The following is a 12,841-nucleotide window of genomic DNA, read 5'->3' on the forward strand; positions in this document are numbered from 1 at the left end:
AGGTTTTCGACACCCGAGATGGAATTCCTTCTGTCGAATTATTTTTTTCTTTATTTTTTTTCTGGAGTTCGATATAATAGATAATTTGTTTCATATATCGTTCTTTTTCGGAATGCTTCGACAAGAACGTGTCGAATGATACGCATATCACAAACAGAAGGAACGTTATCCGCAAAGTGCAGAAACGTTCCATAAGGCTAAGCAGCGCTTTGACTTTCTCGAGAGGATTCGGATGGATGAAGCACGCCTGCGTCCTGGAGCATCCATTCGATAAAGCATCCGTATCCGGATGTCGGATCGTTCACGAATACATGCGTGACTGCACCTACGATCTTTCCATCCTGAATGATTGGACTTCCTGACATCCCTTGCACGATACCACCTGTTTTATTGATTAGCCGTTTGTCGGTAATTTTAATTACCATGCCTTTCGTGGCTGGTCCAGTCTGCTTGGTAACATGCACAATTTCAATGTCGAATTGCTCCACCCTCTGGCCATTGACAACTGTTAATATATGTGCCGGTCCTTCTTTTACATCTTCAGCTAAGGCAACCGGCAATGCTTTGTCGCTAAAGCTATGATCCGGAAGCTCCTTCATTTTGCCGAATATGCCGAATGGCGTATTGCGCACAATATTGCCCAATATTTTTCCCTCTTTAACGAACTGGGCCCTTTTCTCGCCCGGGTCGCCATTTTGACTTTTATTGATGGAAGTTACATTGGACTGCAGGATTTGGCCGTCGCCAACCTCAATAGGCGTACCTGTATCCATATCCGTAATAATGTGTCCCAGTGCGCCGTATACCCCTTGTTCAGGAGCGAAGAAAGTCAATGTACCTACGCCGGCTGCAGAGTCCCGGATATATAAGCCCAGCCGCCAAGCCCGATCTTCGGAATCATACATCGGATTAAGCTGCGTCTGATACAACTTGCCGCTTCGTTTGTATGTCACCGATAATGGCTTGCCTTCACGCCCATACTGCTCGCATATCTCTCCAACCTTCCGCACTTCTTTAATCGGCACTTCATTAATTGTGGTAATGAGATCACCGAGCTTTAATCCTGCCGCTTCGCCAGGCGATTCCTTCATGCCGTCGGCATTCCTTACCTGATGATGACCGACGACAAGAATACCTGCTGACTTGACCTTTACACCAATCGTCTGTCCTCCGGGAATGACCCGTAAATCTGGCATTACATTGACTTTCACCGTCTTGAAAGGAATCTTACCGAATAATTTCACTTTCATGTTCGTCTGACCGCTTTGATGAGGTTGCAATGATAGCGGTTCGTTCAAATTAACGGTCTGTGAGCCATTCGCTGAGCCGTTAATCTGAAGCATGTTGGGGTCGACCGTAACCTCGGCATGAACGGGAACACCGTACTGCAGCCGTTTCATCTGTCCGGAAAATAAGCGGAGCTCATTCGGGAAAGCGGCAAAGTGTTGAATTGGGGTGGAGAACCCGATCATGCCAACGAAACAAACGAGGATTAGGCCAAACCATCGTTTCCGTTCGTTGGAATTCAATGATTTCACGCTCCCTGTCATTCCATCGCATGACGAAAAAGGATTTATCGCCATTGGCGTACCTTTAAGTTACCCCGCACCCCAGCTTTTATGACCGAAAAAACATTCCCAAAATGCCTTCCATTACGCCCCCTTCAGTCCATGAGCCAGATCAAGCATTTCTTGTGCATGGTGCTTAGTTTTTTCCGTTACTTCCACGCCGCCAAGCATTCGCGCAAGCTCATTGATTCTTCCCTCTGCCTGCAATTCCATGACTGATGTGGAAGTTCTGTTGGCGATGACGGCTTTCTTGATTTCGTAATGGTGATCGGACATGCAAGCGACCTGCGGCAAGTGCGTAATGGAGAATACTTGACATCTGCCGGCAAGCCTGGACAGCTTCTCGGCGATTGCTTGCGCCGCTCTTCCGCTGACGCCCGTATCCACCTCATCAAATATGAGCACCGGTATTTGGTCAATCTCCGCGAATATGCTCTTCAAGGCCAGCATGATGCGCGACATCTCCCCGCCTGATGCAATCTTGTTCAGCGGCTTCAACGGTTCCCCCGGATTCGTCGTCAGCATGAATACCGCTTCATCGGTACCCGTACTGTGCAATTGAATGCGCTCTCCCGTCTTGTCCCAGCCGCTGGACAATTCCACCTGGAATTCTGCGGACGGCATCTCCAGCCCTCTAAGCTCACTCACCACAGCCTCCGACAACTGTTTGGATGCGTGTCTGCGAAGTGCGGAGAGCTCCTTCGCCAATTTCGAAGCCTGCCTATACACCTTGTCCTCTCGAACGCGAAGCTGATCCAGCCATTCATCCTTGTTCTCGATTTTGTCTCGTTCTAATGTGGTTTTCTCCAAGTACGCCAATATGTCAGGAATAGTCTCTCCGTATTTGCGCTTCAATCCATTGATCATATCCAAGCGATCGTCTACATGAGCAAGTCGTTCCGGATTCGATTCAATACCGTCCCTGTAATCGCGCAGTTGGTATGCCGCATCCTCCGCTTGATAGAATGCCGACTGAAGCTGCTCCAGAATGGGTCCCAGCCCTTCCTCGTCGTATTGAATCGTATCGGTAAGCTTGGCGACGGCCGTTCTGACGGCATCCAACCCGCCTCCTTCATTCAGCAAGCTGTAGGATTCCGACAGGGCGTGCATTCGTTTGTCTGCGTACAGAAGCAGCTTGCGTTCTTCCGCCAGCTCCTCATCCTCCCCCGGCTTCAGAGCCGCTGCCTGAATCTCTTCTACCTGGAAGCGGTAGAGATCCAGCATCTGCTCATTCCGCCTCGTGTGCTCACTCAATTCCTGCAGGGAACGGCGTACCTCCTGCAGCTCCTTATAGATTGCCCCGTATTGTCCCTTCCGTTCCAGAAGCAAGTCGCCGCCGTAGGCGTCCAGCCATTCCAGATGACGCTCGGTCCGCAGCAGGGACTGATGCTCGTGCTGGCCGTGAATATTCACCAGACATTCTCCAATCTCACGAAGCATCGTCATCGTCACCAGTTGCCCGTTCACTCGGCTGCTGCTCTTGCCTTGCCGCGTCAGCTCCCTGCGAATGATGAGCATCTCCTCCCGGCTATGACTGACACCCAGCCGCTCAAGCACGCCCCACACCGGATGGTCCGCACTCATATCGAACATGCCTTCCATCTCCGCCTTATCACAGCCGTACCTAACCATATCTGCGGAGCCGCGCCCCCCGACAATCAAGCTTAAAGCATCAATAAGAATGGATTTCCCCGCACCCGTCTCGCCGGTTAGCACATGAAATCCGTTATGAAACGATACATTGACTTCCTCCAAAACAGCAAGATTGCGTATGGACAACTCACGCAGCATGGTTATACCTCCTATATATAATAAACATTGTGTATCATCAATTCAGCATTTCCAGCAGCCGCTCCACGACTTCTCCGCTTAGCTTCTTGCTGCGGCATATAATCAATATCGTATCGTCGCCGCAGATCGTCCCCATCACTTCCTGCCATTCCATACTGTCGATTAGCGCGCCAATCGCATTGGCCGTACCCGGCAAGCACTTCATCACGACGAGATTGTCGCTGTAATCAATATGGGCGAAGTGATCCAGAAGCGCCCGCTTCAGCTTGTGGACAGGATTCATGCGATGTACATCCATCGGAATGGAATACTTGTAGCGCCCTTCCGCAGCCGGCACCTTGATGAGCATTAATTCCTTCATGTCGCGCGATACGGTAGCTTGTGTCACTTGCATGCCCGAAGTTCTGAGCGCTTCTACAAGCTCTTCTTGCGTCTCGATCTCCTGACTGGCTATAATTTCCCTAATCTTGAATTGTCTAAGCGCCTTCATGGGCTCTCCTCCATTGATCCATTCATTCGTTCGGCAGCCGGAACGATACCTTCCTCAAGATGCCGTCCTTGGCATCAACATACAGAACGCCGCTGCAGTCCGGCAGCAGCAGGGAGTAGACAAGTAATCTGTCTCTTACTCCGCTCGCCGTCCAATCCATCGGCAGCCTCTCTCTTGCCGTCTTCACAACGAACATCTCTTCGTCCTTCTCCGCTATGTAATCAATATAGAGTCTGGAACCCTGACCAAGTGGAGCCCCATCCATCTCAATATCCACCGGAACGGCGTGCTTGCCGGAGACAACCTCGTAGCCCGAGCGCTGCAACAGCTGCACGTTGGCATCTTCGGAGTCGATCTTGCCGCCCTTCCCCAGCTTGATCCGATTCACGCTGACTGGTTCATGAAGCCATCGGTAGAACGACCTGTAAGCCCATATCAATAGCAGACTGCCCGCAAGCAGCATGATGAACCAATCGCCATACGTCCCCATCAATCCGACACTCCATTCTTCATGAACGCCATGAAGCGAACGTTTGTTCCATTGATTACAGTGTAGCAAACAGAAGGTGTTCCTGTAAAGAGAAAAGATGCCTAATCAGTATCAAACTGTTGGCATCCCTCATGCATTTAGTTATTCCTTGTTAGTGGTGAAAGTTCCTCTTGCTTCGTGCACGAGGTTATGGATACGCGCCTCATCCGGCACGTCGGTGTTCGGCTCGCCCTTCCATATCCAATAAGCCAAAAACTCGATATTGCCTTCGCCGCCCGTTATTGGCGAGAATGTCAAGTTCTGCAGCAAGTAGCCGAGCTGTGCGGCCGCTTGCGTGACGGTTGCGATAACTTCCTTATGAACGGCAGGCTCCCTGACGACTCCCGACTTTCCGACCTTCTCGCGCCCCGCTTCGAATTGCGGCTTGATAAGCGCGACGACTCCCGATTCCCTCTCCAGCAGACCGGACAGAGCCGGCAAGATCAGCTTGAGCGATATGAAAGAGACGTCGATGCTGGCGAAGGTAGGCTTCGGCCCTTGCAGCATATCGGGCTCCATGTAACGGAAGTTCGTACGCTCCATTACAGTAACTCTGTCGTCTTGTCTAAGCGACCAGTCCAGCTGATTGTAGCCGACGTCGATCGCATACACATGAGCGGCGCCATGCTGCAGAGCGCAATCGGTGAATCCGCCAGTGGAGGCTCCGATATCGAGCATGGTCACACCCGTCAGCTCGATGCCGAACGACTTGACCGCTTTCTCCAGCTTGAGGCCGCCTCTGCTCACATAGGGATGAAGGGCGCCCTTGACTTTAATATGAGCGTCCCGCGGCACCTTCATTCCGCTTTTGTCTACCGGCTCTTCATTGACAAGCACCAGTCCCGCCATCAGCGCCTTCTTGGCTTTCTCCCGGCTATCGAAGTAACCGCGCTCAACGAGCAGTACATCTATTCGTTCCTTAACAACTGTTGTCATCCTTGATACTCCCCGGTACACTCCGCATGAAGTTATGCGGATATCCCATTGCAATTTATGATTGTCCCGTTACCCGCTTGATCACCTTGGGCTGCATCCGGCGTATTTCATCCGCCAGCCGCTCAGCGGTAAGGCCCGCTTCGCGACGCTGTTCCTTAATGGAACCATGCTCCACGAACAGATCGGGAACGCCTATCGGGCGTACGATCATGTCATCCAGCCCGCTTGAAGCGTAGAACTCCAATACGGCGCTGCCCAGTCCTCCAAGCTCGCAAGCTTCTTCGATCACGACAAGCCGCTTCCCTAGATGCGCAAGGGATTGAAGCTTCGCTTCATCCAGTGGCTTGATGAATCTGGCGTTGATCACTTCGACATTGATGCCTTCGCGCTTCAGCATGTCCGCCGCTTCCTCCGCTACGCCCAGCATCGGGCCAAGCGCAGCGATCGCATAAGAGGAGTCGCCTTCTCTGACAGTCTCCCACGAGCCGATTGGAATAAGAAGCGGATCTTGCTCCAGCTGTACGCCCAATCCGTTAATCCGGGGATAGCGTAAGGCGATGGGACCTTCATCGTATGCCAACGCCGTCTTCAGCATGCTCCTCAGCTCATTCTCATCCTTCGGCATCATAATGACAAGGTTCGGAATATGTCTGAGGAAGGCGATATCGTACACGCCTTGATGCGTCTCGCCGTCCGGGCCTACGAAGCCTGCGCGGTCAATGGCGAACACTACATTCAGGTTTTGACGGCATATGTCATGCACGACCTGGTCGTATGCACGCTGCAGGAAGGTGGAGTACACCGCGTATACCGGCTTCATGCCCTCCATTGCCAGCGCAGCGGACATCGTGGCTGCATGCTGCTCCGCAATGCCGACATCGATCATCCGGCCGGGAAAGCGTTCGGCAAATTCGATCAGACCGGAGCCGCTCGGCATGGCAGGCGTGACGGCTACAATTCGCTCGTCTTGCTCGGCCAGTTGTATCAGCATGTCGCCGAATACTTTCGTATACATCGGCGGACCGACCGCTTTCACCATCTGTCCCGATTCAATCTTGTACGGAGAAGCGCCGTGCCACTTGTGCGAGTCCGCTTCAGCAGGTGAGTAGCCCTTCCCTTTCACCGTCAGTACGTGTACAAGCACCGGACCCGGAATGGAATCCGCCTGCTTCATAATGTCCAGCAATTGACTTGTATCATGTCCGTCAACCGGTCCAAGATAAGTAAGACCGAATTGCTCGAACAGGATGCCGCTGACAAGCAAATACTTCAGACTTCCCTTGAAGCGCTCCGCTGTCTTGGCCAGCTTGCCGCCAATGGCAGGAATCTTGTTCAGCAGATGATGAAGCTCTTCCTTCGCTTTCTGGTAATGACGGTCAGAGCGGATTTTGCCCAAGTAATGATGAAGCGCACCTACGTTCGGAGCGATCGACATCTCGTTGTCGTTCAAGACGACGATCATGTTGCTCTTCTCATGGCCGATGTGATTCAGCGCTTCCAGCGCCATGCCGCCCGTAAGCGCGCCGTCGCCGATGACAGCTACGACGCGATTGTTCTCTCCACGCAGATCGCGTGCCAGCGCCATACCCATCGCCGCGGACAGGGAAGTGCTGCTGTGACCGGCTTCCCACACGTCATGCTCGCTTTCGGAACGCTTGACGAATCCGCACAACCCTTTATATTGCCGTAGCGAGTCGAATTTGTCCTTGCGGCCCGTCAATATTTTGTGCACATACGATTGATGACCTACGTCGAATATGAATTTGTCCCGAGGACTATCGAATAAATAATGCATGACCAATGTCAGCTCTACCACACCAAGATTGGGTGCCAGATGACCGCCGGTTACCGACAGCTTCTCAATAAGAAATTGCCTGATCTCCTCGGCAAGTTCATCCAGCTGCGCCGGCTTCAACGTCTTCAAATCTTGTGGTCCCGTTATTCCATCAAGCAGCACAGTGCTTACCTCGCTTTCACAGAGAGTCTCGATTTCCAGTTCTCCCCTTTAAACGTCTACATTTTACCCATTATAGCATATACGTTACAATGCCACCAAAGTTGCACCGAACTCTCAAGCGGGAATTAATGATCGCGGCGCAACAAATAATCGGCAATCTGCAGCAGTCGGTCCGGCTCGGCAAGCCTTGCGCTGGCTATGGCTGATTTCGCTTCCTGGGTCAGCGACGCCACCTTGGCCTTGCTCTCCTCAAGGCCGATCAAATAGGGATAAGTCACTTTATTCTGCTCGACATCGCCTTGCGTCTTCTTCCCAAGCTTACCTTCGTCTCCAATCACATCCAGAATGTCGTCTTGAATCTGGAAGGCAAGTCCCAGATTGCGACCGTACAGCGCGAGACAGTCAAGCTGCTGCTTGTCCGCCCCTCCTATTCGACCCCCTGCCGTGACGGAGAATCGGATCAGGTCGCTTGTCTTGTGCAAGTGAATATATTCCAGCTCTTCGATTGAGGTTACGCCTTGCTCGCCGAGCATGTCGGCGGCTTGACCTCCGACCATTCCTGCTGCTCCGGACAGCAGCGATAATTCTTCAACGACGGCAAGGAGCACATCCGGAGCGACGCTGCCGCAGCGGGCAGCTCCGGCTACGAGGCCGAACGCATGCGTCAGCAGCGCATCGCCGGCCAGTATGGCCATCGCCTCGCCATATACTTTATGATTCGTCGGCTTGCCGCGGCGGTAATCGTCGTCGTCCATCGCCGGCAAGTCATCGTGGATAAGCGAATACGTATGTATGAATTCAACGGCGCAGGCGACAGGCATCGCTTGCGCCGCGTCGCCGGAATCGCCTTTGACAGCGGCGGCCGCCGTCATAACAAGGGCGGGACGAATCCGTTTCCCGCCGGCTTGAAGCGAATACAGCATCGCCTCCCGCAGACGGTTCGGTATATGTCCCCAGCCGTCAAGTGCACTCGTCAGCGCTTCCTCGACCTCCGCAGCGCGCCGCATCAAATAATCGTTAATTGACATGCTCGTTTCCAAGCCTATTCCCCTTTATCTTCATTTGCGATCGCAAACGTTTTTTTCTGAAAGCCTTCGCCCGACTGAATCAGCGTTTCTATCTTGCTCTCCACCAGTTCCAGCTTGCCTCCGCAAAGCTGCGACAGAGCCATTCCCTCCTGGAACAATCCGATGGCCGTCTCCAGAGGTACATCCCCGTTCTCCAGCTTCGTTACGATTGCTTCAAGGCGTTCCATCGCTTCCTCGAAGCTGAGCTCGTTCATCTCTTTATTGTCCACCGTTATCGCTCTCCCTTCAACGACTGTACTTGACAAAGCATATAACCGTCGGACAATCTTACATTCACTTCATCGCCGACGCTTGCATCTTGAATGGATGTGATCAGACGTTCTTCCTTGGCATCGTACGCCAGACTGTAGCCTCTAGCCATCACCTTAAGCGGACTAAGCGCATCCAATTGGCGAACGGCGCTGCCGACTCTCCCTTTCTGCTCCTTCACGAGCGCGCTCATGGCGCTCTCCAGCGAGCGGGAAGACGCTTGCAAGCGCTTCGCGGCGTAACGCACGCTCTCACCCGGATGATGTGCAGCCAAGGAGGCGTTCAGCCGCTGCAGCCTGGATTCCTCACGATCCACCAGCCGCAAGGCGCGCTGCTGCAGCAGCTCCTTCATGCGGTCAAGCTGTTGAGCCTGTTCCAGCAGATAGCGGCGCGGATGAAGGAAGAACGGCGATCGCCGAATACGCAGCAATCGCTCCTTCTCCATGCCGACTCTGCCCGTGAGCGCCGATGCGAGCCGCTGCCGCAGGCGAGACAGCTGCTGCTCCAGCTCGACCAGATGCGGTACGGCCAGCTCTGCCGCGGCCGTAGGCGTCGCCGCCCTCACATCGGCTGCGAAGTCGGCAATCGTATAATCCGTCTCGTGGCCAACCGCGCTGATGACCGGAATCGAAGAGGACGCGATCGCCCTTGCCACAGCCTCCTCATTGAATGCCCACAGCTCCTCAAGCGATCCGCCTCCTCTCCCGACGATCAGCACATCGCATTGCCCGAATCTGTTCATGGCTTGGATCGCCGCCGCAATATCGGGAGCGGCGGCTTTCCCCTGTACGAGCACGGGATAGATATAGATCGGGATAACAGGGTATCTGCGCTGAAGTGTCGTTATGATATCTCGTACAGCTGCGCCCGTAGGCGATGTGATGATTCCGATCCCGGAAGGGTAGCGAGGCAGCGGGCGCTTGCGCGCGGCCGAGAATAGACCTTCCGCTTCCAGCCTGCCCTTCAGCTGTTCGTAAGCCAGATACAGACTCCCGATTCCGTCCGGCTGCATGGCATGTACATAGAATTGATAATTGCCGTCCCGTTCGAACACCGATATGTTGCCGCGTGCGATCACTCCGGCGCCTTCCTTCGGCAAGAAGGGCAGCCTTGCATTATGGGATGCGAACATGACGCATTTGATGCGGCTGTCCCGGTCCTTCAGCGTGAAGTACATATGTCCGCTGGAATGGTGCGTGAAGTTGGATATCTCTCCGCGCAGCCACACATCGCCGAGCACAATATCGTTATCCAGCTTCACCCGAATATATTTGTTGATTTCCTTAATGGAATAAATGCGCGGCGTCTCCTTCATAGAGGGAGTCACTCCTTCACGCTATTCGCTTTTTTGGCTGCCTTCACCGTATTGCTCATCAGCATCGTAATTGTCATAGGGCCTACTCCGCCTGGAACAGGCGTGATGTAACCGGCAGCTGCGGCACAATCGTCGTAGTCCACATCCCCGGCAAGCTTCCCGTTAGCCAGACGGTTGATGCCCACATCAATGACGACTGCGCCCGGCTTGACGTAGCGGCTGTCGATCGCTTTCGCCTTGCCGATCGCGACGACCAGAATGTCGGCGCTTCTAGCCAGCTCTTCCATATTGGCCGTGCGGGAGTGGCACATCGTAACCGTCGCGTTCTCACGCAGCAGCAGCATCGCGACAGGCTTGCCTACGATGTTGCTTCTCCCGATGACAACCGCATGCTTGCCTGCAATGTCAGTTCCGCTCCGCTTAATAAGCTCTATTACTCCCGCAGGGGTGCAGGGCAGAAGACTGTCATCGCCGATTACGAGATTGCCTACGCTAACGGGGTGGAAGCCGTCCACATCCTTCTCCGGCGCAATCGCGTCGATGACCGCCTTCTCGTTAATATGCGACGGAAGCGGAAGTTGAACCAGTATGCCGTTAATGGAGGCTTGTCCATTCAGCTTGTCAATAAGCGCAAGCAGCTCTTCTTCGCTTGTGTTATCAGCCAGCCGGTGCACTTCGGAATAGATGCCCATGCTATGGCAAGCTTTCTCCTTGGAGCCGACATACACCTTGGAAGCGGGATCTTCTCCGACCAGCACCACAGCCAGTCCGGGAACGATGCCCTGATCCTTCAGCTTGGCAACTTCTGCCGTCAGGTCTTCCCTAATTTCCTCTGCGATCTTTTTGCCTTCTATTCTCTGTGCGCTCATGAACGATCGTTTCCCCTTTGCAAGATGAATTTGACGTTTACTTGTTTCCCTTCAGCTGTTCCAGCTCTTTCAGCAGCTTCCCAAGCACGCCATTGACGAATTTGCCGGATTCCTCCGTACCGAAGTGCTTGGCTAATTCAATTGCTTCATTAATGGCGGCCTTAGGCGGCACATCGTCGCGATAGACCATCTCATAGCAAGCCAGCCTGAGCACTTGACGGTCTACCCGAGACAAGCGATCCACATTCCATCCTGTCAAAAACTGCTGAAGCAAATCGTCGATCGCCCGTTTGTTCTGCTGCACCCCATATATAAGGCTGCGCGCGAACTCGCCAGTTTGATCCGTTCGCTTGCCCGCTCCTTTTTCCTCGTCCTGCTCCAGCTCCTCCAGAAGCATATCCACTGCTTCCGCGGCCGTTACTTCATTCATTTCCATCTGATACAGCCCGGATACGGCTATTTCTCTTGCGACTCTACGTTTCATGTGACCTCCATGGCATTCATGCCGAATCTAATGTGTCTCCTGCCCCAAAAAAACCTATGATCTCCTCCCTGCCCCAAATAGCGGCAGCCCGATATCCGGAGTACGGAGGAGACCACAGGATCATCTGAATGGCCGAAATCGCTCCATAAGCTCATACCAAAGTTTTCTCCATGGAACGAGCGGACCATTCGACATTTCTTTTAATTTTCCGAACCAGTAGCCGGCGCCGATCAGCAGCGCCACGAAAAGCATATCCCAAAAGCCGGAAATCAAATATATGATTCCGAACATCAACCCTGCGGCAGCGCCTATTATCCGCTTCCAGTAGACGGACCACAATTCCCTCCACATCGGCATGTTCACCTCTATTCCCTATTCCACACGGCTCTTGAACGTATTGGACTGGATGACGTTTGCCACGAATACAGCCACATTCACGACAGGAATGCCCGTAATTTCCTCGACGTGCTCCTTAACGGCCCGTTGTATCTCCTCCGTCAACACGGGGATGGAGTGTTCGCCGTCAACGACTGCTCTCAACATGATTTCGATTCCCGCATCCGTCACGCGCACCCTTGCGCGCAATTCCTTCACGCCGCGTTGGCGCGATGCCGACTTCAAGGCCAGGTTCTCAATCGTCTCCATCGATATGCGAATATCTCCGAATTCAGTGCGCTGGTCGATGGATTGGGCCGAGGCGCCCCCTCTGCGAAGGGACATCACGAAGAAGCGGAAGCTGATGAGCAGCAGCACGATTCCTGCGGCTCCTATTGCAATGCGGATGGTTTCGATATTATTGAAGTCGGCGAGCAGATCTTGAAGCAGATCTTCCGAGATCCACCTGAATCCGATGCCGGCCATGAACAGCGCGATAACTCCGATCGAGATGCTATACAAAAACAAAAGCAGCTTATCTACGACTTTTATCACCCGTTAAGCCTCCAATCAAGCGTATTAAGCTCGTTACCGAATGAAAACCCCCTTGCGCCGAGCGGCATGCCCAATCACGAGGGGGTAATTCATAGGTTTGGCTATAATCTTATTTTACCCGATTAATTGATTCCTCTTCTTCAGGTCGTTCTGCTTGCTTGAAGTGGACATCATGGATATGTACATTCACTTCTACGACATTCAGTCCGGTCATCATCTCTATTGACCGTTTCACGTTGTTCTGGATCTGGGAAGCAACCTCAGGAATTTTGTTGCCGTACTCCACGATGATGGATACGTCTACTGCCGCCTCGCGTTGTCCGACTTCCACCTTAACGCCCTTGGACAAGTTCTTGCGTCCCAGCAGCTCAGCGATGCCCCCGCCAAATCCGCTGCTCATTCCAGCGACGCCTTCCACCTCGATAGTAGCGAGTCCGGCGATCACTTCGATGACCTCGGGAGCAATCTGAATCGTTCCCATATCCGTCTTCTCATATTCCGCAATTGTACTCATGACCTTGTACACCTCCTTATAAAGTTGCGCGCCCGGCCACCAGGCCAAGCTGATATCCGCATCTTATTTCTATACTATAACATTCACCTTGAAATATGACAAACTATACCGATTGCTCATA

At 53.1% G+C, this 12,841-nt stretch carries 14 protein-coding genes; all 14 read right to left on the reverse strand.

Going from position 1 to position 12,841, the window contains the following annotated elements:
• Nucleotides 1-197: 197 nt before the first annotated feature.
• The 14 genes from spoIVB to M6D81_RS15605 all read right to left on the reverse strand — a co-directional run bounded on the left by spoIVB (nt 198) and on the right by M6D81_RS15605 (nt 12,720).
• On the reverse strand, nt 198-1,529 hold the full coding sequence (spoIVB, locus tag M6D81_RS15540) for a SpoIVB peptidase (RefSeq protein ID WP_262677824.1): 1,332 nt from the start codon (nt 1,527-1,529) through the stop codon (nt 198-200).
• Nucleotides 1,530-1,652: 123 nt separating this feature from the next.
• Nucleotides 1,653-3,359, reverse strand: a complete 1,707-nt coding sequence (gene recN / locus M6D81_RS15545) for a DNA repair protein RecN (RefSeq protein WP_262677825.1) — start codon at nt 3,357-3,359, stop codon at nt 1,653-1,655.
• A 37-nt stretch (nt 3,360-3,396) separates the two neighbouring features.
• The gene (ahrC, locus tag M6D81_RS15550; RefSeq protein WP_262677826.1) at nt 3,397-3,849 is read right to left on the reverse strand and encodes a transcriptional regulator AhrC/ArgR; all 453 of its coding nucleotides are present in this window, start codon (nt 3,847-3,849) and stop codon (nt 3,397-3,399) included.
• Nucleotides 3,850-3,871: 22 nt separating this feature from the next.
• Nucleotides 3,872-4,339: a hypothetical protein gene (locus M6D81_RS15555; RefSeq protein WP_262677867.1), complete on the reverse strand. Its 468-nt coding sequence runs from the start codon at nt 4,337-4,339 to the stop codon at nt 3,872-3,874.
• A 141-nt stretch (nt 4,340-4,480) separates the two neighbouring features.
• Complete coding sequence (locus M6D81_RS15560) at nt 4,481-5,314, reverse strand: TlyA family RNA methyltransferase (RefSeq protein ID WP_262677827.1); 834 nt, start codon at nt 5,312-5,314, stop codon at nt 4,481-4,483.
• Between the two features lie 55 nt (nt 5,315-5,369).
• A complete protein-coding gene (gene dxs, locus M6D81_RS15565; RefSeq protein ID WP_262677828.1) occupies nt 5,370-7,271 on the reverse strand; it encodes a 1-deoxy-D-xylulose-5-phosphate synthase in 1,902 nt (633 codons plus the stop codon).
• Between the two features lie 125 nt (nt 7,272-7,396).
• A complete protein-coding gene (locus tag M6D81_RS15570) occupies nt 7,397-8,299 on the reverse strand; it encodes a polyprenyl synthetase family protein (RefSeq protein ID WP_410795744.1) in 903 nt (300 codons plus the stop codon).
• A gap of 14 nt (nt 8,300-8,313) precedes the next feature.
• On the reverse strand, nt 8,314-8,553 hold the full coding sequence (xseB, locus tag M6D81_RS15575) for an exodeoxyribonuclease VII small subunit (protein WP_262677869.1): 240 nt from the start codon (nt 8,551-8,553) through the stop codon (nt 8,314-8,316).
• A 17-nt stretch (nt 8,554-8,570) separates the two neighbouring features.
• Entirely contained in the window at nt 8,571-9,923 is a 1,353-nt protein-coding gene (gene xseA / locus M6D81_RS15580; RefSeq protein ID WP_262677829.1) for an exodeoxyribonuclease VII large subunit, read from the reverse strand.
• 8 nt (nt 9,924-9,931) lie between these two features.
• Entirely contained in the window at nt 9,932-10,792 is an 861-nt protein-coding gene (gene folD, locus M6D81_RS15585) for a bifunctional methylenetetrahydrofolate dehydrogenase/methenyltetrahydrofolate cyclohydrolase FolD (protein WP_262677830.1), read from the reverse strand.
• A gap of 37 nt (nt 10,793-10,829) precedes the next feature.
• Nucleotides 10,830-11,276: a transcription antitermination factor NusB gene (gene nusB, locus M6D81_RS15590; protein ID WP_262677831.1), complete on the reverse strand. Its 447-nt coding sequence runs from the start codon at nt 11,274-11,276 to the stop codon at nt 10,830-10,832.
• 120 nt (nt 11,277-11,396) lie between these two features.
• Nucleotides 11,397-11,627: a DUF2273 domain-containing protein gene (locus M6D81_RS15595; protein ID WP_262677832.1), complete on the reverse strand. Its 231-nt coding sequence runs from the start codon at nt 11,625-11,627 to the stop codon at nt 11,397-11,399.
• A 21-nt stretch (nt 11,628-11,648) separates the two neighbouring features.
• On the reverse strand, nt 11,649-12,206 hold the full coding sequence (gene amaP, locus M6D81_RS15600) for an alkaline shock response membrane anchor protein AmaP (RefSeq protein WP_262677833.1): 558 nt from the start codon (nt 12,204-12,206) through the stop codon (nt 11,649-11,651).
• Nucleotides 12,207-12,315: 109 nt separating this feature from the next.
• Nucleotides 12,316-12,720 carry an Asp23/Gls24 family envelope stress response protein gene (locus M6D81_RS15605; protein ID WP_262677834.1) on the reverse strand — a complete coding sequence of 135 codons (405 nt, stop codon included), beginning with the start codon at nt 12,718-12,720 and terminating at the stop codon, nt 12,316-12,318.
• Nucleotides 12,721-12,841 lie beyond the last annotated feature (121 nt).

The sequence above is a fragment of the Paenibacillus sp. J5C2022 genome, assembly GCF_025567625.1.
Taxonomy (GTDB): Bacteria; Bacillota; Bacilli; order Paenibacillales; family Paenibacillaceae; genus Pristimantibacillus.